This is a genomic window from Gammaproteobacteria bacterium (assembly GCA_022340215.1).
In the GTDB taxonomy this organism is placed as follows: domain Bacteria; phylum Pseudomonadota; class Gammaproteobacteria; order JAJDOJ01; family JAJDOJ01; genus JAJDOJ01.
The window spans coordinates 1-20,133 of sequence record JAJDOJ010000130.1 but is presented as its reverse complement, the minus strand read 5'-3'; the positions used below and the strand labels follow the sequence as shown (position 1 = coordinate 20,133).

The following is a 20,133-nucleotide window of genomic DNA, read 5'->3' as shown; positions in this document are numbered from 1 at the left end:
GGAAATTGCCTGCGGGCATCACGAGAAATGGGACGGGAGCGGGTATCTGCAGGGTCTCAGGGGCGAGGAGACCCCGTATTCAGCAGTTCCGAGAGTATCGCACGTTCCAGCACGGCTCGACCGAAGAAGGTTTGCAGGGGTGTGATCTCCCATTGCAGCTGCCCCCACAGCGGCAGCGTTCTCAGTAAACGGTCTACCTCGTCGTTGGAAGACGCCTCTACGATGAATACGAAGCCACGGTCTCCGACCGGTAGTCCGCCAGCGACGATCTTCTTGTCCTGTTCCAGTTTCGCCAATGCCTCGATACTGGGAAGGACCTTTCCCTCGAGCACCTCCGCCTCTTCTCCCGATGTGGCGAATCCCGGGCCCGCCGACCCCCTGACGAGGTATTTCATTGTGATCCCGGTCCCGTTGCGACGGTCGCATGCCACCCGAGCCGAGTGTACACCAACGAACCTGCGCGTCCCTGTGCCGTTCCGGTGACGCCGTCTTTCAACATCATTGAGGCGTAGTCAAACGAGAAAGGAGAGCGTGGACAGAGGCCGATGTTTCGAATCGTATGGCGGAAAATAAGTTATATAAAACAGAAGTATAAGATATATTATTGATTATTTATTAAACCATATCGTGTCAATGTGCCTGATTGGAAGCGGTTTCATGAGCCGAGGTGCCCGGCTCAATCCAGCTGATCTAGAATGCAATTAGGGATGCGGCTGGCAGGACAACGATTTGTTTCGGATGCCCTGCTCGTTTGTCACCGTGAGGTCACGAGGGAATGCTCACCCGCCTGTCCGCGAATAGCGAAGCACACCCGGTTTTCCGCGGCCTGTTCGACACGAGATCGTCGAGCGGGAATATGCCATCCGGACAGACCCGGGCAGGAATCCGTCGCGATCTCGAGGCCCCGTCTGTACGGTTGGCCGAACCAATTGGGCAATTGCCGTATCACAAACCACATTGGTCCTGCTCGTGCGCTCGTTCCGGCACGATGCCAGATCGTGGAACGAAAGGAGTCCTTTTTCGTCATGGCCCCAAAAGCCATTCAGACCCATCTCGCACGGCTGCCGCTTCTTTGCTCCGTCGTACCGGAGGAACTTAGCGACATTGCCCAACACTCCCGTGAGCTCGAGCTGGCTCGCAACGAGACCCTGTTCTCCGTTGGGGACAAGCCTGACGCCTTTTATTGCGTGAAGTGCGGCCAGATGAAACTGACGATCTCAACGCCGACAGGCATCGAAAAAGTCATCGAACTCATCGGGCCGGGACAGAGTTTCGCCGAAGCGCTGCTGTTCCTGGACAAGGCCAGTCCGGTGACGGCACAGGCCATTGAACAGACTACGTTGATCCAGATCCCCGGTCAGGTCATCTTGGGATCCATCCGGCGGTCTCCGGAATTCACCCGTCGGCTGCTGGCCGGGTTGAGCCAGCGGCTGCACTACCTGATCTCCGATGTGGAATCCTACTGCCTGTTGTCTTCTTCCCAGCGTGTTGCGGGATATCTGCTCCAGGAGCTGGAGCGGTCCCAAAGGGGGAAAGGGGACATGAAGATCCAGCTGCCTGCCAGCAAAGGGACCATAGCGTCACGCCTGAACCTGACACCGGAGACCCTTTCACGCACCCTGCACCATCTGGTCGAGGAGGGTGTCATTGGTGTCAGCGGCAAGACCATTGCCGTCAGAGACCTCGAACGCCTGCGCGAACACGGGCGGTCGGTTTAGGGGGTTTCTGTCAGATGACATACCATCCTGCTTGTCTTTTCGTCCGTCCTCTGTGTTGCGACAACCGTTCCATCGTTCGACGATGCGCCTGTTGTCGCGCCTTGATGACGAACGATCCCGGCGCGGCGCTGTCCCTGCTTTGCTTGGGCACCGGTCTTGGGCTTCCTGCCCAAGCCGTTCACTGCTTCGCAGTTCACCCGGCGCGATCCGGTATGCCATTTTCCGGCAATCGCTCTTTAGTGAATCGTCATCGATGATGGGGCCATCATCACCGGTTCATCAGGCTCAATGGAAATCTCTGGACGCGGCCTCGAGGTCCCCAAGCCATTCCGTAAGGTCTTCCAGCCGTCCGGCAACGAGGTGTGTGACGCCGCTTTCACGTTGCAGTGTCCCGGTGACGGCGAGCAGACGCGCCTTCAGCAGTGCCTTTTGCTGCATCTCGGCGGTGGAGGGCCAGACCACGACGTTGATGTTCCCGGTCTCGTCTTCCAGGGTGGTGAAAATGACGCCGGAAGCGGTCGCGGGTCGCTGGCGTACAAGCACCAGGCCCGCGCCGCGGGCCACCGTGCCGTTTCGCAGCGTTGCCAGATCCGCCGCGCTGCGGTAACCCTTCTCCGCCAGACGCGCGCGCAGCAGGGCCAGCGGGTGGCGGCGCAGGGTCATGCCCGTCGAGGTATAGTCGGCCACGATGTCCTCGCCCTCGGTGGGTTCTCGGAGCAGCGGGTCCTCTTCCGCGAGTCGGGGAACGCCGAACAGCGGTAGCGGTGACTCGATGCCGCCGGCCCGCCACCAGGCGTTGTGCCGGTGGCCCTCCAGGCCGGCCAGCGCGTCCGCCGCGGCAAGACACTCGAGATCGCGCCGGTTCAGTCCCGTTCGTGCGACGAGGCCCCTCGTGTCCTCAAAGGGTCGTACGGATCGCGCCCCGGCAACCGACTCGCCGCCGTGGCGCGACAGTCCCTTCACCCTCCGCAGGCCGAGCCGCAGGGCGTGTCGGCCCGTGGCGTCCGGACCCCGAACCGCGGTCTGAGGGGATTCACGAACTCCCGGGAAAACCGGGCCCGCGGTGCGGATCCCGGTGGCTCGTGCGCCGGGCAGACCGGGAAGCGGTTGCCATTCGGTCCCGGCCGCGGGTTCGAGGGTGCAGTTCCACGCGCTGTATCGCACGTCGACCGGGCGTACCTCGACGCCGTGACGCCGGGCGTCCTGGACCAGTTGCGCCGGGGCATAGAACCCCATCGGCTGGCTGTTGAGCAGGGCACAGGTGAAGGCGGCGGGGTGATGGCGTTTCAGCCAGGCCGAGACATAGGCCAGCAGGGCAAAGCTCGCCGAATGGGATTCCGGAAAACCGTATTCGCCGAATCCCTTGATCTGGCTGAAGATCTGACGGGCGAACGCCTCCGTGTAGCCGCGGCTGCGCATGCCCTCGAGCAGCCGCGGCTCGAACCGGTCCAGTCCGCCCTTGCGCTTCCATGCCGCCATACCACGGCGCAGCTGATCGGCCTCCCCGGCGCTGAAACCCGCGGCGACCATGGCCAGTTGCATGACCTGTTCCTGGAAGATTGGTACGCCCAGGGTACGTTCCAGCACCGATCGGACCGCCTCGCTCGGATAGGTGACCGGCGCCCGGCCGCTGCGCCGGGCGAGGTAGGGGTGCACCATGTCTCCCTGGATCGGGCCGGGGCGCACGATGGCGATCTCGATGACCAGGTCGTAGTAGTTTCGCGGACGCAGCCTCGGCAGCATCGACATCTGCGCGCGCGACTCGATCTGGAATACCCCGACGGTGTCGGCCTTGCAGATCATGTCGTAGACGGCCGGGTCCTCCGGCGGAATGTCGGCCATGTGTGTCACGCGATCGTCGTATCCCGAGACCAGGGACAGGGCCTTGCGGATGGTGCTCAGCATGCCCAGCGCCAGGACGTCCACCTTCAGCAGGCCGAGGGCTTCCAGATCGTCTTTCTCCCACTGGATGACCGTACGATCCAGCATCGTCGCGTTTTCCACGGGCACCAGCTCCGAGAGGGGGCCGCGCGAGATGACAAACCCGCCCACGTGCTGCGAGAGGTGGCGCGGAAAGCCGATCAGGGTGTCCACCAGAACCGTGAGCCGGTGGATCATGGGGTTGTCGGGTGCGAACCCGGCCTCCCGGATCTGTCCGTCCCGGACACCGCCGACGTCCCACCACTGCACGGTCTTTGCCAGCCGGCCCACCTGGTCCAGGCTGAAGCCCAGGGCCTTGCCGACATCGCGAATGGCGCTGCGGGAGCGGTAGGTGATCACGGTGGCGGCGAGCGCGGCCCGCTCGCGGCCGTATTTGCCGTAGATATACTGGATGACCTCCTCGCGGCGCTCGTGCTCGAAGTCGACGTCGATGTCCGGCGGCTCGTCGCGCTCGCGCGAGATGAAGCGCTCGAACAGGAGATTCATGCGGGCCGGGTCGACCTCGGTGATTCCGAGGCAATAACAGATGGCCGAGTTGGCGGCCGAGCCGCGTCCCTGGCAGAGGATGTCCCGTTCTCGAGCGAAACGCACGATGTCGTGTACGGTGAGAAAGTAGGGCTCGTAGGACAGTTCGGCCACCAGCGCGAGTTCGTGCCCGACCAGTTTGTGCACCCGCTCAGGCGCGCCGCCCGGCCAGCGCCGTGCCATGCCTCGTTCGACCAGACGCCGCAGCCACGCGGCGGGTGTGGTGCCCTCGGGGACCAGCTCCGATGGGTATTCGTATCGCAGTTCGTCCAGCGAAAAACGGCAGCGCGCGGCGATGCGAACCGTCTCCTCGAGCAGTTCGGGCGGGTAGAGTTCAGCCAGGGCAGCCCGGGTGCGCAGGTGCCGTTCGCCGTTCGGGTAGAGGGAAAACCCGCACTCGGCAAGCGGCTTGCCGAGTCGAATGGCCGTGAGCGTGTCCTGCAGGGCGCGCCGTCCCCGTGCGTGCATGTGCACATCGCCGCAGGCCGTCAGCGGGATGCCGCAACGCCTCCCCAGTGCGCGCAGGTGTCCGAGACGCGCCAGGTCGCGCCCATTGAGCAGCAGTTCCACCCCGATCCAGGTTGCGCCAGGACACAGACCGGCGAGCCAGCGCAGGGGCTCCGATTCGGGTTCCCCTCTATCGGCCTCCTCGCCCGGGAGCCACAGGGCGAGGAGGCCGGACGGCGGTTGCGAGGCCACCTGCTCGCGGCCGAGGCGGTACTCTCCCTTGGCTGCCGCGCGTCGTCCCCGGGTGATCAGCGCGCACAGACGCCCGTAACTTCGCCGGTCGGTTGCCAGCAGCACGAACTTCGTTCCGTCGTCGAGCCGGAACTCGCTGCCGACGATCAGCGGCAATCCGGTGCGCTTCGCGGCGACATGCGCCCGTACCACACCACTGACAGAACACGCGTCGGTCAGGGCCAGCGCTGCGTAACCGTTGCGCGCCGCGCGCGCCACCAGTTCTTCGGGGTGTGAGGCCCCACGCAGAAATGTGCGGTTGCTCAAGCAATGCAGTTCGGCATACCCGGGTGAGACGTTGTTCATAGGCGAAATTGGCGCTATTCAAAGCGTTCGGATTAGCGCCGAATGGCATACTTATAAGACTGTATTATTGAACAGTATCATAAAGACGCAAGACTTACCTCCCCCACTTTTCTCTGTAGTGGCGGTCGGACCCTGGGTGAGGATTGTTCGAGAGGGGTCGTGGGTGTGGGTATTTCAGGTCAACGGGGCAACATTCCGTGGGGGTTCTGCCATGACCGGGACGCAAATGGCTGTCGGTTGTCGGCAAGCTCTCCGACCATCACTGTCAGTGGGTGGTTTGGTTCCTCCTGAATCCCACTTCAACCTTAGGCGATTTCTGTCAAATGACATACCATCCTGCTTGTCTTTTCGTCCGTCCTCTATGTTGCGACAACCGTTACATAGTTCGACTATGCGCCTGTTGTCGCGCCTGGATGACGAACGAAAATCCGGTGCGATCTGGTATGCCATTTTCCGGCAATCGCCTTATCGATCTGATCCATGATCGAGGCATCATCGCCGGAACGATCCCTTTTGGGTAAGCAGTATTGAGCCATTTCTCACTTAAGAGCAGGAATCAGGAACGTCACGGATCATGTATTCGTCCGAGTCCATTCGGAGAGTATCGTCGCCATCATGCGCGAGAACTCATCGAATGAATGTGGTTTGACAAAGTAGTCTTCCACCTCGTATTTGAAGGCAGCCTCCTGGTCACGCGGTTCATTGGAAGAAGTCAGCACGATGACGGCAAGATCGCGCAACTCGACGTCGCTGCGCAGTTCCTCGAGGAACTCGATCCCGCTCATCTTCGGAAGGTTTAGGTCCAGAAGAATGATCGTCGGAGGTGGGTCGATCTTGGGTACACCCCGTCCGCGCAGCATGTTTAGCGCTTCCAAAGCCGACCGCGCCACATACAATTTGTGGGCAAACTGGTTCTTTCTCAGTGCGCGTTCAACCGTCATGACATCAACGCGATCATCTTCAATCAGTAGGATACTTGAGTCTTGATCCGGCATTTAAGCTTCCTCCATAACGCTGTCCGTAATTTTCTGTCGGGTCTTTGACCGCACCCTGAACTCAGCCGTTTTTTGGCCAGGTAAAACGAAATACCGTGCCTTTTCCTTGTTTCGACTCCAGCGTCACCTCTCCTCCATGTTCGTTGACGATCTTCTTTACCAGCGCTAGCCCGATGCCCGTATTGCTGGTATCGTCCTTCAAGGACAGGGTCTGAAACATCATGAACACCTTGGCATGGTACGCCCCGGCGATACCCGGCCCGTCATCGGCCACCGAAAAGCGAAAAAATTCACCAACCGCGTCTGCCGATATCCAGACATGCCCTTCGGGACTACCATGGTGCTTGATGGCATTCGAAATAAGATTTGCGAATACCTGTCCCAGTTGCATGCGGTCCGTCCGCAGCGTCGGCATATCGGTGACCATCTCTATGGTGAACGCCTCCGGGGGTGCGAGCGAATCAATCGTTTCCACGAGTAATTTCCCGGTATCCACGGACTCCTTTTCGCCATCGACCGCGCCAATCCTTGAATAGTCCAGCAGCCCGTCCACCAGCAACTGCATGCGCACGACACGATCCTGCAACAGGTCAATCTGCTCCCTGGTCTCATCCGTAAGCACTACCTGGAGATCTTCCTTCAGCCAGGCGGCAAGATTGCTTATCCCCCGCAAGGGGGCCTTCAGGTCGTGGGAGGCGACGTAGGCGAACTGTTCCAGATCGCTTGCGCGACGTTCTGCTTCGGCGGAGCGTATGGAAACACGGAATTCTAGTGTTTCGTTCAATCGCTGGAGGTCGGCTTCGGCGCGCTTTCGCTCCGCGATTTCCTTGTTAAGTGCGATGTTGATATCCTGCAATTGTAAAGTACGTTTCGACACAAGGCGTCGAACCGCCTGAGCACGTCCAGCCAGAGTGATCGAGTATATGGTTAGCAGCACGGTAAACGCCAGACCACCGGCCAGTACGATCCAGCTACTCCAGTGATGCGACTCGTAGGCGCCCGGTACCGCCGTGCACTTCACCAGCCATCGCTCATCGGCGACGCGTAAGCTTCGGATATAGGGCTCTGTCACTGTTTTGCGCAGGATTCCTTTCGGGTAGCCTGCCGTTCCACGATCCGGGATCAGGCGTGATTGATGGTGGTACAGCAGTTCCTTCTCGTCGGCCCGGTTTCCGGAGTAGACTGTGATATTGATACCTCCGGGACTGACATTGATCAATGCATCTTCCACAATGTCTCGAATACGGAAGGCACCCGACGCGAACCCAAGTAGATTCTCCTCATTCCACCTCGTGATCTGGCCGTGCGCATCCGGAATCGGATCAGTCACCTCCTCTGCAGTTCCCGCCGCGTCGCGGTAAACGGGAACAAGAAATGTGACGACGGACACGCCGGCAATGTCATCACCGGGGGGACTATGAATTATTGTCCCCGTTTCTCCCGAATGATCCATCGCCTGAAACGCAGAGAGGAATGCCGGTTCGGATGCAAGGTCAAATCCCAACCGGGACTTGTTGGACTCATAGGGTTGTACAAACAGTATTGGAAAATGCACGTCGCGCCATTCGCTTTTCTGCCATGAATCGCTTTCGTCGGACTGGGTCATGCGGAATCGCGGGAATTCACGGCGGGCGTCCTCTTCAAATTCGCTCCGCCCGAGGCCGGTCACCCGCGGGATCCATTCGAGAGACACTATGCCGCGATACCGTTTCAGCGCCGGTCCGATAAACCGGCGGAAATCCCGCCGCGTAATCGTCTGCCCACCCTCAAAAAAAGAACCGATGTCCTCAATGGTCGCCTGGGCTTGATCGAATTCCCGCTGAATCAGCAGTATGCGGTCACTGGCCGCAGTGTGAAATGTCGTCTGCATCTCCTGGTCTTCAAGCTCGGTGATTCGCTGGAAGGTAACCAGAGTTATTAGAATGCCCAGCACCGTGACCAGACCTATCGGCAGATAGGTTCGAATCTGAACCGGGGTGGCGGCAGCGGCGATGTCGCTCTTCATACTGTCGATATTCCGGCTCGCTATTCCAGCGAGTCGGGATCCGGGGGGAAGGCTTCGCGGACACGCTTGCTCACTTCGTTCAGGATCTCCAGAATGGTGTCTTTCAGCGTCCAGTTGACGACGACCGGAATCGAATCTCGGTCGCACGATTCCAGGATATAGCTCTGCAGATCCCAGATGTCCTCGACGTGTTGAAGATACCCGGAGGAGCCCCTGTCCGGTTGCTCGCGGCTGCGTCCGAGCAACTGGTCCGCCAGCCTGCTTTTCGTTGCCACTGCAAGAACGACGGGGACGCAGATTGCCTTTCCGGTCGTCTTGGCCAGATCGAGTTCGGTGGGCAGCACATGAACACCATCGACGATGGTGTGACGGCGCTCTCTTATCGCGCGCTTGATTGTCGCATCTATGGTCTGCTTGACGATGCTGAATTGGGACAGAAAGCCCATCACCACGGCGTTTTCATCGCAGGCCCGCGTGTCCTCGCCGACATTCGGAAGTCCCCGCCAGGCTTCGAAGCTTGGATAGCCGAGTGTCGGAACCAGGTGTGGCGCTGAACAGGAGCGGACGATTTCGCGCATCGTGTCTGTCGACTGGGTTTGCACGACATCCAGGCGATAGGCCAGATTCGTCGTAACGGTACTCTTGCCAGCACCGGTTGTTCCACCGATCAGTACGATCAGCGGCATGCCGCTATCCCTGAACTGCCGCCGGGAAAGATACCTTTCTCCGGTCTCTGGGGAACAACGTTGGGTCAACAACCGGAATATGATTCGCCGTAGCTCAGTTGTCCCGATGTTCTTCTGCCCCGATTCTTTCAGGATTCTCTGAACGTACCGTGCAACGTTAGCGGCACATTTCCGCTCAATGGCGCAGCCCTCCAGGGAACGACTGAGGGCGCCCGAGGAGAATGGACTGTCGCCTCTTTTCGAGCTGACGATGGTTTTCGCATTATGCTCCGTACGGGAAAGATATGCCTCTTGAGATGCAGTACCATATCTATTGGCAAGCCGTTCCGCCACCTGCTTGCCCAGGTCCGCGGTTGAGATCGACTCAGTGCCGGAAAGACTTTCGCGAATCTCCCGGGCAGTGTCATATGCCTCCTTGAAAGACAGGCCGCTGCGCGCCACGCGATGTTCCCGGCAGTCTGGGCGTGACGCCTCCCGCAGGCAGGTGAAGTTGCTAATGCAATACAGTTGGGCGTAGGCGGGTGAGACGCCATTCCGGACAGACATACGATGTTCTTGAGGCGTAAAGCATCGCGCTGCCAATCGTATCGTGACAAACGCTAAACAAGACCGTAACAAAGGGGAGTGGTTCGTGTCCTGCCACGGGTCGTCAGGGATCGTCGACAGTGGATCGGCAACCGTCACGGCCGCTTGCCAAGCGATCCCATGGCGAGATAGGCAATATTACGAATTGCTAATGCTTAGAATCAATATTTAATGTATTGTCTATTCTATAGAGTGAGTCTCTGTCGGAACGTTGCCAAACATCGGGCAGGTGCACGGATACGACATCGGCGTGGGCGTAACTTCGAGGTACATCGTTCATCCGATATACGCTACCTTTGGTCCTAGCGCAGGCCGTTTCAGTGGTGCGTTTCAGATAGCATCCCCGACCTACGCTGCAAACGGCAGGGCTGAATGCGGTGGTCGATTGATGAAGTTTCCGGGGCGTCGGCGACGGTTCGCCCGGAGGTCAGGAGGAATCCCGTGAAGGTGGCGATACTGGCGGGGGGGCGCGGCACGCGGCTCGCCGAAGAGACCGACGTCAGGCCGAAACCGCTGGTCGAGATCGGCGGGCGGCCGATCCTCTGGCATATCATGAAGCACTATGCCGGTTTCGGGTACAACGAATTCGTCATTGCGCTGGGCTATAGAGGCGAGCTGATTCGCGATGTATTCGCTGCGGGGGGAACTTACGGAAACGGCGACGGCAATGGTGCTTCCTGGTCGGTGAACCTGGTGGACACAGGTGAGGCGACCATGACCGGTGGGCGTATCAAGCGGCTTGCCCCCGAGCTGGGCAACGAGACCTTTTTTCTCACCTGGGGCGACGGAGTTTCGAATATCGATCTGGCGCGCCTGCTTGAATTTCACCGTTCACATGGCCGGCTCGCCACGCTTTCGGCCGTGCGACCGCCACCGCGATTCGGGCAGTTGCAGCTCGAGGGCGACCGGGTGAACGCATTCGCGGAAAAGCCTCCGCATTCGGAGGGCTGGATAAACGGGGCTTTTTTTGTTCTGGAGCCCGGCGTATTCGAGTACATCGAAGGCGACGCCACGCAATGGGAGAGAGAACCGATGGAACGGCTTGCCGCCGCCGGGGAGCTGATGGCCTACCGCCACCACGATTTCTGGCAGTGCATGGATACGATCCACGACCGGAATCTGTTGCAGGACTACTGGGACTCGGGAAACGTGCCGTGGCTGGTCTAGAAATCGAAGTAAGGAATAGAGAAGGTGACACGATGAACATACGGGTACTTGTAACGGGTAGCGGGGGATACGTCGGATCGGTGCTGATGCCGATGCTGCGCGACGCGGGGCACGATGCAGTGGAACTGGATTCCTGTGTCTTCGAACGCAGCCGCCTGCCGATTTCAGAAGGTGCGGGGCCGATGCGGGTCATGGACATACGGGATATCGGCGTAAGGGACCTCGAGGGGTTCGACGCGATCATCCACCTGGCGGGGATGAGCAACGACCCGCTGGGTAGTCACGACCCGCAGGTGACGAACCAGATCAACCACGTCGCGGCCGTGTCCCTGGCCGAAAAAGCGAAACAGGCCGGTGTGGACCGGTTCATATTCGCGTCGAGTTGCAGCAACTACGGGGCCTTTGGCGACGACTGGATCACCGAAGATTCCGGATTTCGACCACTGAAGCCCTACGCGGACTCCAAGGTTGCAGCAGAAAAGGGTATGTCGCGCTTGGCGGACGACAGTTTCTGCCCGGTATTCATGCGCGCCTCGACGGCCTACGGTGTGTCCCCGATGCTCCGCTTCGATCTCGTGGTCAATAATCTGACGGCTTGGGCAATCTCAAAAAAGCGGGTCTTTCTGAAGAGCACGGGTAACGCTTGGCGACCCCTGGTCCACATTGAGGACATCTCCAGGGCCTACATCGCGGCCATGGAAGCGCCGCGCGAGGATGTCTTCTGCGAATCCTTCAACATCGGCACCACCGCCGAGAACTACCGGGTCAGCGAAGTTGCGGCAATCGTCGAGGAAGAGGTCGGCGACTGCGTCATAGAGTATGCACCGGACGCGAAACCGGACCCAAGTTCCTACCGCGTAGACTGCAACAAGATCGCCAGGGTGCTGCCGGCGTTCAAGCCCCAGTGGACGGTGCGCCGCGGCGTACAGGAGCTCGTGGACCTGTATCGCAGATTCGAGCTGGATCCGACCGACTTCGAAGGCGTGAGGTTCGCACGACTGGCTCATCTCAAGTACCTGATGGCACGGGGCTTGCTGTCCAGGGACTGGCGCGTTCAACCGGCGGGCGCCCGGTCGGCTGTGGTCTAGATCATGAGTTACCAGACTGAGACACGATGCCGCGCGTGTGGCTCTGACACGCTACGTAAGGTGATCGGATTCGGTAACACACCCCTGGCCGACCGGCTGGTTCATGCCGACAACCTGGACAAGCCGGATTACTCTGTGCCTCTGACAGTCGCCTTTTGCGAGCATTGTTCCCTGGTCCAGATTCGCGAAACGGTACCGCCCGAGATCCTTTTCCACGACGACTATCCGTATTTCTCCTCGGTCTCTCCGAGTCTGCTGAAGCATTTCCAGGACAGCGCGGCGGCCATTGCCGCCCGGCGGGGTCTGGGCCGGGAAAGCAAGGTGATCGAGGCCGCCAGCAATGACGGGTACATGTTGCGCAAATTTATCGAGCTCGGGATCCCGGTGCTCGGCGTCGATCCTGCCCCGGGGCCCGTTCGGGCGGCCAGGGAGGCCGGGGTGCCGACCCGGCACGATTTCTTTACCAGGGAGATGGCCGGAAAGTTGGTGGCCGAGGGCGAGGCCCCGGCGGACGTGTTTCTCGCCAACAACGTGCTGGCTCACGTCCCTGATCTGAATGGCTTTATCCAGGGAATCCGGACGGTGCTCAAACCCGATGGCGTCGCGGTCATCGAGGCTCCGTGGGTGGTGGACCTGATCGATCATGTCGAGTTCGACACCATCTATCACCAGCACCTGTGCTACTTCTCGGTGACCGCCCTCGACCGGGTGTTTCGCAGCAACGGCCTGTATCTGAACGACGTGGAGCACACAACGGTGCACGGCGGTTCGTTACGCCTGTTCGTCGAACCGGTGGAGGCCCCGGGCGAGGGGGTGAAGCGAATGCTCGCCGAGGAACGGGAGCGCGGAGCGACGACGTTCGGATATTACCGGGCCTTCGCCGACCGGGTGACGGTCCTGAGGGCGGAACTGCGCGAGCTGCTGGAGGGCCTGAAGCGGTACGGCAAACGGATCGCGGGTTACGGGGCGGCCGCCAAGGCGTGCACCCTGCTGAGTTTCACCGGGATCGACCGCGAGATCCTGGACTTCGTCGCCGACCGTAACGAGGTAAAGCACGGCTGGTACATGGGCGGCAATCTCCTGCCGGTCGTGCCCCCCCAAAAGATTCTCGAGGAGATGCCGGACTACGTCCTGATCCTGGCCTGGAACTTCGCCGATGAGATCATGAGGGACCTCGACGAGTACCGGCTCGGAGGCGGCAGGTTTGTCATCCCCCTGCCGGAACCGCGGATCGTCACCGACCGCGCTCAAAGGACTGCGGTCTGAACCGGGAGCAAGCGCCATGACAGTGACACAGCGTCGCGAGAGGCGGGACCACCCGGCGGGTGAGTGCCCGAATTGCGAACGGTCCCGTCTCGAGGTCTTCTACCAGCAGGACGCGATTCCCGTGAACAGCTGCATCCTGTTCGATTCATCCGCGCAGGCGCGGGAGTATCCCAAGGGCGACATGAAGCTGGGGATCTGCCCGACTTGCGGATTCGTCAGCAACACCGCCTTCGATCCCCGCCTGACCGAGTACTCGGGACGCTACGAGGAGACCCAGGGGTTTTCCGCCACCTTCAATACGTTCCACGAGGACCTGGCGCGAAGGCTCATCGAGCGCTATTCGCTGCACGGTAACGACATCCTGGAAATCGGATGCGGCAAGGGGGAGTTTCTTTCCCTGCTGTGCACGCTGGGGGGGAACCGGGGAACGGGTTTCGACCCGGGGTTCGACGACGCCAGGGAACAGTCCGCGCCCGAAAAGGACCTCTATTTCGTAAAGGACTTCTTTTCCGCGCGAACCGGCGGTTGCAGCGCCGATTTCGTGGTCTGCAAAATGACGCTGGAGCACATTGCGCGCCCGAAGGAGTTCCTGAGCATGATCCGTGAAGCGGTGGTATGGAAACCGGGGGCCGTCGTCTTCTTTCAGGTCCCGGAAGCAACGCGCATCCTGCGTACCTGTGCCCTGGAGGATATCTACTACGAGCACTGCTCGTATTTCAGCCCGGGTTCGCTGCGCTACCTGTTCGAATCGACCGGGTTCGAGGTACTGAGCGAACACATCGAGTACGACGGGCAGTACCTCACCATCGAGGCCAGACCGACCGCGACCGATGCCGTGCCGGAATCGGCGCGGGCCCCGGAAGACCTGGAGACATTGCGTGCCTATGCCGATGGTTTTATGGATCGCGCGCGAGACAAGCGCGTGCAGTGGCTGGCGCGCGTGCGTGAAGGCGATCCGGGTAAGATCGTGTTGTGGGGCTCCGGGTCAAAGGCCGTCGCCTTTTTGTCCCTTCTCGATCGTGAGATTCCGGTCGAGTACGTGGTCGATATCAATCCCCACCGCCAGGGTTCCTTCATGGCGGGGACGGGACAGCGGATCGTGGCCCCAGAATATCTCCAGGAGTACCGTCCCGACACCGTGACACTGATGAACCCCGTGTACCGGGGAGAGGTAGGACGGAAACTGAGCGAGATGGGCCTCGAGCCCGAACTGATCGCTTTGTGAACGACACGACCCCCAAGGAAGCCTGTCCGGTCTGCGCATCCACGGCGACCCGCGCGTTGCTGGAGATTCACGACGTGCCGGTGATGTGCAACGTGCAGTGGCCGACGGCCGAGGCCGCGCGCGCCGCCCTTTCCGGCGACATCGAACTGCGGCTTTGTGTCGACTGCGGGCATCTGTACAACGGCGCCTTCGATCCCGGCAAGGTCGAGTACGTCGGGGACTACGACAACGCCCTGCACCACTCCCCGCGTTTCCGGGAATACGCCGAGGACCTCGCGCGGTCGCTGGTCAGGCGCTATGACCTGGATGACAAGAAGGTCGTCGAGATCGGTTGCGGTAACGGGTATTTTTTGAATCTCCTTGCAGCACTCGCGCGGATCCGGGGTTACGGCTTCGATCCGGGATACAGGCCGTCCAACGACGAGACCCGTTCGGAAGCCATCATGATGATCGCCGACGAGTACTCGACGCGTCATGTGGAACTCGCCCCCGACTTCGTGGTCTGCCGGCATGTCCTGGAGCACGTGCGCGAGCCACGGGCGTTTCTGGAACAACTCGGTTCGATGCTGTCGGCCGGCGGCGATACACCGGTGTACTTCGAGGTCCCCAGTGTCCTGTACTCCCTTCGGGACAATGGGATCTGGGACCTCATCTACGAGCATTGCTCGTACTACTCACCGCAGTCGCTGCGGACCGTGTTCGAACAGACGGGGTTCGAAGTTCGGGAAATCCGTCTGGGCTACGGAAACCAGTTTCTCGGGATTGAAGCCGTCGCGCGAAAGGGTAGGGGAGGGGCAGATGCCGGGAGCGATGTCGGGGAACTGGACGAACTGGTCGCGCTCGGTGAGCGTTTTGGCAGGAGTTACCGAGAGAAGGTCGATCTGTGGACTGGCTGGATGCGGGGTAACGGGCGCCGGGCCGGGGAGACCGTCATCTGGGGCGCGGGATCCAAGGGTGTGACCTTCCTCAATGTCGTGGATCGTGATCACGCGGTCAGTCACGCCGTGGATCTGAACCCAAAGAAGCAGGGTACCTTCATCGCCGGAACCGGACAGGAGATTGTGGGTCCGCAAGCCCTGCGCGAGTTGAGTCCGGCGAACGTGATTCTGACCAATCCTCTCTATCTGGACGAGGTCCGCCTTAACCTCGAAGAGATCTCGGTCGATGCGGAAGTGACCTGCGTCTGACCGGGGCCGCGCCGTTTCCCAATGGTGCAGTGCAGCGAGACGGACGCCGTGGTCGCCCCTCGAGGGCGACGGGACGGTAGATGCCGGCAGGCGGTGCCCCCCCGGCCTTGTTGTGCCCCCAGCTCAACCAGCTCAAATAGAGTCTTTCAAAAAGAGGCGACATCTTTCCTAACACAGGGGCGGGGGGACCGGGTCGAGTCGTTGACTTCGATGGCGGCTCCACATAGCATAGGGTCTGCGCCGATTTGACATCGTCAGCTTGCGGGCGCATTAAAAAAAAATGCAGCTAAAGCGAGAGAACCAGGACCCCGCCGGCTGCCGTCACGCGGGGTTTTTTCGTTTCCGGGTTTTTCTGAAGATGGATCGACGTCAAGATATGCCGTACCGGTTCGACACGCTTGCCGTGCGCGCCGGCCAACATCGCAGCGCCGAGGGGGAGCAGGGCGAGCCGATTTTCACGACTTCGAGCTACGTCTTCGGGTCGGCGGCGCAGGCCGCGGCGCGGTTTTCGGGGGACGAACCCGGAAACATCTACTCTCGGTTCACCAACCCGACCGTCAATCTGTTCCAGGAACGCCTCGCGGCTCTCGAGGGTGCGGAGTCCTGTGTTGCGACCGCCTCGGGTATGTCGGCGATTCTGTCGGTCTGCATGGGTCTATTGCGCAGCGGGGACCGCATTGTCTCGTCACGCGGCGTGTTCGGGTCGACGATGATGCTGTTCGACAACTTCCTGACCCGATTCGGGGTCGATGTGAGGTATGTCGAAAGCACGGTAACGGAGGACTGGAATCGCGCAATCTCGAACGGCGCATCGCTTGTCTTTCTCGAAACACCCTCAAATCCGTTGACCGAACTTTACGACATCCGCGCGATTGCAGAGTCGTGTCGGGAGAACGGCGCAATCCTGGTCGTCGACAACTGCTTCTGCACACCGGCCCTGCAACGTCCACTGGAACTTGGCGCGGACATCGTCGTTCATTCCGCGACCAAGTATCTCGACGGACAGGGCCGGTGCGTCGGAGGTGCGGTCGTCGGTGACAGCGAGCGGGTCGGTAAGGACGTCTTTGGGTTCCTGCGCACCGCCGGACCGAGTATGAGTCCCTTCAATGCGTGGATCTTCGCCAAGGGCCTGGAGACACTCTCGCTACGCATGCGCGTCCATTGCGAGAATGCACTTGAGCTTGCACGGTGGCTGGAGGCACAATCCGGCGTGCGGCGCGTGTGGTATCCCGGGCTCGAATCGCACCCGCAATACGAACTCGCTCGCATCCAGCAAAGCGGGTTCGGAGGCATCATTGCCTTCGAGGTCGAAGGCGGTCGTGAAACCGCCTGGCGCGTGATCGACGCCACCGAGCTCATGTCGATTACGGCCAATCTCGGTGACGCGAAGACGACGATTACGCATCCGGCGACGACGACGCATGGTCGACTGACACCGGAGCAGCGGGAAAAGGCGGGCATCGCAGAGGGATTGATCCGCATCGCGGCGGGTCTGGAAGACGCCGATGACCTGATCCGGGACCTCCGAAAGGGGTTGAAAACCTGATGTTGACGGCTCTGCAGGCTATCCTGATCGCAATACGCGTTCCCCTGTTGCGCGCCGTATCGTGTCTGCTCGCGAGTGGGTTGTTGGCCGGCTGCGAGCAGACCGATCCACCCGTCCCCGCCGTGGCGCCCCCGGAGGTGTCGACGGTCGTGGTCTGGTTCGAGGAACACGAACCGGGAGTTGCCCCGTATCGGACACGCATGATCGTGACCGACAAGTTCGTTCGCATGGACGACGGCGATGACGGGGGTGACTTTGTCCTGTTCGACAGGCAGGATCGTTCGGTCAGGAGCGTCAGTCACGAGAATCGCAGCATATTTACCATTCCATATCGGTCGGTGGCGATGGCCAGCCCCCGTGTTCTGGAGACCGGCGCACGGCGTGAGTCCCAGGACAATGCTCCCCCGATCGGAGGAGTCAGGCCCTATCACATGGAACTGACGGTCAATGGCAAGGTTTGCACCAACGTCGTCTCGGCGCAGGGGTTGCTGCCTGAGGCGACCAAGGCGCTTCGGGAGTTCCATGAGAGCCTGGCAGGTGAGCACGCCGCGAATCTCGAAAAGACCCCTGAAGACATGTGGTCGGACTGTATGCTCGCCAACCAGGTGTTCTTTCCCACGCGCCATCTGGAGTACGGTTTCCCGGTCAGGGAATGGGACTATCGGGGCTTCGCCCGGGCGCTGCAGAATTTTGAAACAGGTGTGGACGTGGACGAGTCGCTGTTCGATATCCCCGAGGGCTATCGGGACTATTCGACCGGGGGCGGCGACGATTCGTCTATTCCAGCGTCCTGAGCGTACACCCGTCGGGGCCGCAACGCAGAACACTGCCGTGCTCGTACCAGTCGCCGAGTACGATACGCTCGGCGGAACGCCCGTCCAGCTCAAATTCATGGACATGGGGTCGATGGGTGTGTCCGTGTATCAACCGCCGGACACCGTGGCGGCGCATCGCAGCGACCACAGCCGCCTGGTTGACGTCCATGATTTCGGCGGGTTTTCTGTCGATCTCGCGGTTGCTCGTGTTTCTCATGAATCCGGCGAGCCGCATCCGCATCTTCAGGCCAAGCGAGCCGAACAGGGCCCTGAACCATCCGTTCTGCACCAGGGATCGGTACAACTGATAGCGTGAGTCATCCGTGCACAGGGTATCGCCGTGCATGACCAGGGTCGATGTCCCGTAGAGGTCGACGACCTTTTCCCCCGGTAGCAGGGTAATGCCCGACCGTCGGGCAAGGTCCTCGCCGATGAGGAAATCCCGGTTGCCGCGTAGGAAGTAGACCGGAACGCCTTCACGGGTCAGCGCACGCAGGGTGTCCTCGACGGATTCGAGTCCGGGTGTCGGGGCATCGTCACCCAGCCAGTATTCGAAGAGATCGCCCAGGATGTAGAGCGCTTCGCACCCGGTAACCTCATGTTCGATGAAGCGGACGAAGAGCTCGTTGATGCGGGGCCGTGAGGCATCGAGATGCAGGTCCGATATGAACAGTGTCTCGTTCATCGGCTGTTCCCCGCTTTCCGACGTAGCGTGATTCCGTTCAGGCATTCTATCCGGCGCCTATGCGGTCACTGCGGCCGGGCGTGAAACCTGTTTCGTCGCCTGTCGGTCCTCCGGTGTCGTGGCTATTCCGCTACCGTAACTTTCTCGATGATCACCGGATCTTTTGGAACGTCCTGATGCATTCCGTGGTTGCCTGTCGGTACGGCCGCTATCGATTCCAGTATTTCCTTCCCGCCGGTCACCTGACCAAATACTGCATAACCCCAACCCTGCTGCGTTTCGGATGTATGGTCCAGGAAGTGATTATCCTTGAGGTTGATGAAGAACTGGGAGCTCGCCGAATGAGGATCCGGCGTACGGGCCATGGCGATACTCCCCGTGACGTTCTTGAGACCGTTGTTCGCTTCGTTGCGTATCGGAGCCTTCGTCGCCTTCTCCGACATGTCCGGCGTGAAGCCGCCACCCTGAATCATGAATCCGGGAATGACGCGATGGAAGATCGTCCCGTCGTAGAACCCTTCCTTAGCGTAAGTGAGGAAATTTTCCGTCGTCGCGGGGGCCTTGTCCGGATAGAGCTCCAGCTCGATCTTGCCCTTGTTCGTCTGCATTTCCACCTTGACGGGCGCTGCTTCGTTCATTGAGGTTCCTGCGATTGCGAATGTGGAAGACGATGCCGGCAATGCCAGCACCAATGTCAGGAGGAGCCTGTTCCTCGACTGCCTGAAAGATTCGAACATTCCGGATTCCTTGTAGGTTTTGGCCGATTGGCGGGCGGCGGAAGTCTAGCACCAAATAGCGGTAAGCTGTATCGGCTCGGGACGGAAGCCAAATCGAGCCTGGTGCAGTCGCACGGCGTTGACGCCTTCGGCCGCCAGCGCGTATCATCCTCCGGCTTCGCCGCCGATGTCCTGGGACATGCGAAGTGTGGTTCCCCGTCCGGTAATCGGGGTATAGCGCAGTCTGGTAGCGCACCTGCTTTGGGAGCAGGGGGTCGGGGGTTCGAATCCCTCTACCCCGACCACTACCTAGCCGGAACCGTCACGACTCTGCGCCCGTAGCTCATGTGGATAGAGCATCGGCCTTCTAAGCCGAGGGTAGCAGGTTCGAATCCTGCCGGGCGCGCCAACCGTGATTTCGGTAGGGGTGGAAAGTATAATCAGCGACGATACAATGGTGGGCGTAGCTCAGTTGGTAGAGCTCAGGATTGTGGCTCCTGTGGTCGTGGGTTCGATTCCCATCGCTCACCCCAAAAAACTTATTTTAACCGCCGGTTGCGGGCCGTTAGCTCAATTGGCAGAGCAGTAGACTCTTAATCTATTGGTTGAAGGTTCGATTCCTTCACGGCCCACCAATTAAATCAATTACTTAGATCATTTTTCGGATAAGTTTTCGGTCGAGATGTAGATGACTTGAGAGTACCGAGTTCTCGACTGCTCTGAGCTAGCCTATCCAATGCCGTTGAGCTCGTCAGCCCACGCGGTCACCAGTTCTTCCATCTCATTCATTTGGCCCGCGGGAAGGTCACAAGGAAGCTCGCCCATCTCAAGCCAGCCGACAAGATGTGAATGGATCGACTCGACCGGTAGTTCCGGGTAGCTTGCACCTATTCGTTGGACCGATTCGTCAACGGATAGCTGCTTGCCATCGTCCCAGAT

16 protein-coding genes, 4 tRNA genes and 1 pseudogene are annotated in these 20,133 nt (G+C 60.3%); 13 read left to right on the top strand and 8 right to left on the bottom strand.

Going from position 1 to position 20,133, the window contains the following annotated elements; genetic code table 11:
* Nucleotide 1: 1 nt before the first annotated feature.
* Nucleotides 2-85, top strand: a pseudogene (locus LJE91_09365) (hypothetical protein).
* On the opposite strand, the gene LJE91_09360 reads toward LJE91_09365, so the two are convergent.
* Nucleotides 57-395: a muconolactone Delta-isomerase family protein gene (locus tag LJE91_09360; GenBank protein ID MCG6868911.1), complete on the bottom strand. Its 339-nt coding sequence runs from the start codon at nucleotides 393-395 to the stop codon at nucleotides 57-59. The pseudogene LJE91_09365 and the gene LJE91_09360 sit on opposite strands and share 29 nt — an antisense overlap.
* 630 nt (nucleotides 396-1,025) lie before the next feature.
* Here LJE91_09360 and LJE91_09355 point away from each other — a divergent pair.
* Entirely contained in the window at nucleotides 1,026-1,718 is a 693-nt protein-coding gene (locus LJE91_09355; GenBank protein ID MCG6868910.1) for a Crp/Fnr family transcriptional regulator, read from the top strand.
* A 285-nt stretch (nucleotides 1,719-2,003) separates the two neighbouring features.
* Here the strand turns inward: LJE91_09355 and LJE91_09350 are convergent, their stop codons facing one another.
* The 4 genes from LJE91_09350 to LJE91_09335 form a co-directional block, all read right to left on the bottom strand.
* Entirely contained in the window at nucleotides 2,004-5,228 is a 3,225-nt protein-coding gene (locus LJE91_09350; protein ID MCG6868909.1) for an error-prone DNA polymerase, read from the bottom strand.
* Nucleotides 5,229-5,800: 572 nt separating this feature from the next.
* Nucleotides 5,801-6,223, bottom strand: coding sequence for a response regulator (locus LJE91_09345; GenBank protein MCG6868908.1), 423 nt, complete (start codon nucleotides 6,221-6,223; stop codon nucleotides 5,801-5,803).
* A 61-nt stretch (nucleotides 6,224-6,284) separates the two neighbouring features.
* Nucleotides 6,285-8,228 carry a CHASE domain-containing protein gene (locus tag LJE91_09340; GenBank protein ID MCG6868907.1) on the bottom strand — a complete coding sequence of 648 codons (1,944 nt, stop codon included), beginning with the start codon at nucleotides 8,226-8,228 and terminating at the stop codon, nucleotides 6,285-6,287.
* A gap of 20 nt (nucleotides 8,229-8,248) precedes the next feature.
* Nucleotides 8,249-8,914: a hypothetical protein gene (locus LJE91_09335; GenBank protein MCG6868906.1), complete on the bottom strand. Its 666-nt coding sequence runs from the start codon at nucleotides 8,912-8,914 to the stop codon at nucleotides 8,249-8,251.
* 1,026 nt (nucleotides 8,915-9,940) lie between these two features.
* Here LJE91_09335 and LJE91_09330 point away from each other — a divergent pair.
* The 7 genes from LJE91_09330 (at nucleotide 9,941) to LJE91_09300 (ending at nucleotide 17,772) form a co-directional block, all read left to right on the top strand.
* Nucleotides 9,941-10,666 carry a glucose-1-phosphate cytidylyltransferase gene (locus tag LJE91_09330; GenBank protein MCG6868905.1) on the top strand — a complete coding sequence of 242 codons (726 nt, stop codon included), beginning with the start codon at nucleotides 9,941-9,943 and terminating at the stop codon, nucleotides 10,664-10,666.
* Nucleotides 10,667-10,698: 32 nt separating this feature from the next.
* Nucleotides 10,699-11,754, top strand: coding sequence for an SDR family oxidoreductase (locus tag LJE91_09325; GenBank protein ID MCG6868904.1), 1,056 nt, complete (start codon nucleotides 10,699-10,701; stop codon nucleotides 11,752-11,754).
* 3 nt (nucleotides 11,755-11,757) lie between these two features.
* Nucleotides 11,758-13,020, top strand: a complete 1,263-nt coding sequence (locus LJE91_09320; protein MCG6868903.1) for a class I SAM-dependent methyltransferase — start codon at nucleotides 11,758-11,760, stop codon at nucleotides 13,018-13,020.
* Between the two features lie 16 nt (nucleotides 13,021-13,036).
* Nucleotides 13,037-14,245, top strand: coding sequence for a class I SAM-dependent methyltransferase (locus tag LJE91_09315; protein MCG6868902.1), 1,209 nt, complete (start codon nucleotides 13,037-13,039; stop codon nucleotides 14,243-14,245).
* A complete protein-coding gene (locus LJE91_09310) occupies nucleotides 14,242-15,432 on the top strand; it encodes a class I SAM-dependent methyltransferase (GenBank protein ID MCG6868901.1) in 1,191 nt (396 codons plus the stop codon). Before LJE91_09315 ends, LJE91_09310 begins: the two co-directional genes overlap by 4 nt.
* A gap of 358 nt (nucleotides 15,433-15,790) precedes the next feature.
* Nucleotides 15,791-16,978 (top strand): O-succinylhomoserine sulfhydrylase, encoded by a 1,188-nt coding sequence (locus LJE91_09305; protein MCG6868900.1) that lies wholly within the window; start codon nucleotides 15,791-15,793, stop codon nucleotides 16,976-16,978.
* Nucleotides 16,978-17,772: a hypothetical protein gene (locus LJE91_09300; GenBank protein MCG6868899.1), complete on the top strand. Its 795-nt coding sequence runs from the start codon at nucleotides 16,978-16,980 to the stop codon at nucleotides 17,770-17,772. Before LJE91_09305 ends, LJE91_09300 begins: the two co-directional genes overlap by 1 nt.
* Here LJE91_09300 and lpxH read toward each other — a convergent pair.
* Together lpxH and LJE91_09290 are read right to left on the bottom strand one after the other, a co-directional pair.
* Complete coding sequence (gene lpxH / locus LJE91_09295) at nucleotides 17,756-18,478, bottom strand: UDP-2,3-diacylglucosamine diphosphatase (protein MCG6868898.1); 723 nt, start codon at nucleotides 18,476-18,478, stop codon at nucleotides 17,756-17,758. The genes LJE91_09300 and lpxH overlap by 17 nt on opposite strands.
* 122 nt (nucleotides 18,479-18,600) lie before the next feature.
* Complete coding sequence (locus LJE91_09290) at nucleotides 18,601-19,116, bottom strand: peptidyl-prolyl cis-trans isomerase (GenBank protein MCG6868897.1); 516 nt, start codon at nucleotides 19,114-19,116, stop codon at nucleotides 18,601-18,603.
* A 306-nt stretch (nucleotides 19,117-19,422) separates the two neighbouring features.
* Between LJE91_09290 and LJE91_09285 the strand changes: the two genes are divergently transcribed.
* From LJE91_09285 to LJE91_09270, 4 genes are all read left to right on the top strand, one after another.
* Nucleotides 19,423-19,499: transfer RNA gene (locus LJE91_09285), tRNA-Pro, on the top strand.
* 27 nt (nucleotides 19,500-19,526) lie between these two features.
* A tRNA-Arg gene (locus tag LJE91_09280) sits at nucleotides 19,527-19,603 on the top strand.
* A gap of 48 nt (nucleotides 19,604-19,651) precedes the next feature.
* Nucleotides 19,652-19,727, top strand: a tRNA-His gene (locus tag LJE91_09275).
* Between the two features lie 26 nt (nucleotides 19,728-19,753).
* Nucleotides 19,754-19,829 (top strand) — tRNA-Lys (locus tag LJE91_09270).
* 94 nt (nucleotides 19,830-19,923) lie between these two features.
* On the opposite strand, the gene LJE91_09265 is transcribed toward LJE91_09270, so the two are convergent.
* Nucleotides 19,924-20,133: hypothetical protein (locus tag LJE91_09265; GenBank protein ID MCG6868896.1), on the bottom strand; the 210-nt coding region annotated here is incomplete at its 5' end.

What these genes read in the sequence shown, in the direction of transcription:
- LJE91_09290 (MCG6868897.1), bottom strand. Translation starts at nt 19,116, where the DNA reads ATGAACGAAGCAGCGCCCGTCAAGGTGGAAATGCAGACGAACAAGGGC.
- LJE91_09315 (MCG6868902.1), top strand. Translation starts at nt 13,037, where the DNA reads ATGACAGTGACACAGCGTCGCGAGAGGCGGGACCACCCGGCGGGTGAG.
- LJE91_09320 (MCG6868903.1), top strand. Translation starts at nt 11,758, where the DNA reads ATGAGTTACCAGACTGAGACACGATGCCGCGCGTGTGGCTCTGACACG.
- LJE91_09345 (MCG6868908.1), bottom strand. Translation starts at nt 6,223, where the DNA reads ATGCCGGATCAAGACTCAAGTATCCTACTGATTGAAGATGATCGCGTT.
- LJE91_09335 (MCG6868906.1), bottom strand. Translation starts at nt 8,914, where the DNA reads ATGCCGCTGATCGTACTGATCGGTGGAACAACCGGTGCTGGCAAGAGT.
- LJE91_09300 (MCG6868899.1), top strand. Translation starts at nt 16,978, where the DNA reads ATGTTGACGGCTCTGCAGGCTATCCTGATCGCAATACGCGTTCCCCTG.
- LJE91_09350 (MCG6868909.1), bottom strand. Translation starts at nt 5,228, where the DNA reads ATGAACAACGTCTCACCCGGGTATGCCGAACTGCATTGCTTGAGCAAC.
- LJE91_09360 (MCG6868911.1), bottom strand. Translation starts at nt 395, where the DNA reads ATGAAATACCTCGTCAGGGGGTCGGCGGGCCCGGGATTCGCCACATCG.
- LJE91_09325 (MCG6868904.1), top strand. Translation starts at nt 10,699, where the DNA reads ATGAACATACGGGTACTTGTAACGGGTAGCGGGGGATACGTCGGATCG.
- lpxH (MCG6868898.1), bottom strand. Translation starts at nt 18,478, where the DNA reads ATGAACGAGACACTGTTCATATCGGACCTGCATCTCGATGCCTCACGG.
- LJE91_09340 (MCG6868907.1), bottom strand. Translation starts at nt 8,228, where the DNA reads ATGAAGAGCGACATCGCCGCTGCCGCCACCCCGGTTCAGATTCGAACC.
- LJE91_09305 (MCG6868900.1), top strand. Translation starts at nt 15,791, where the DNA reads ATGGATCGACGTCAAGATATGCCGTACCGGTTCGACACGCTTGCCGTG.
- LJE91_09355 (MCG6868910.1), top strand. Translation starts at nt 1,026, where the DNA reads ATGGCCCCAAAAGCCATTCAGACCCATCTCGCACGGCTGCCGCTTCTT.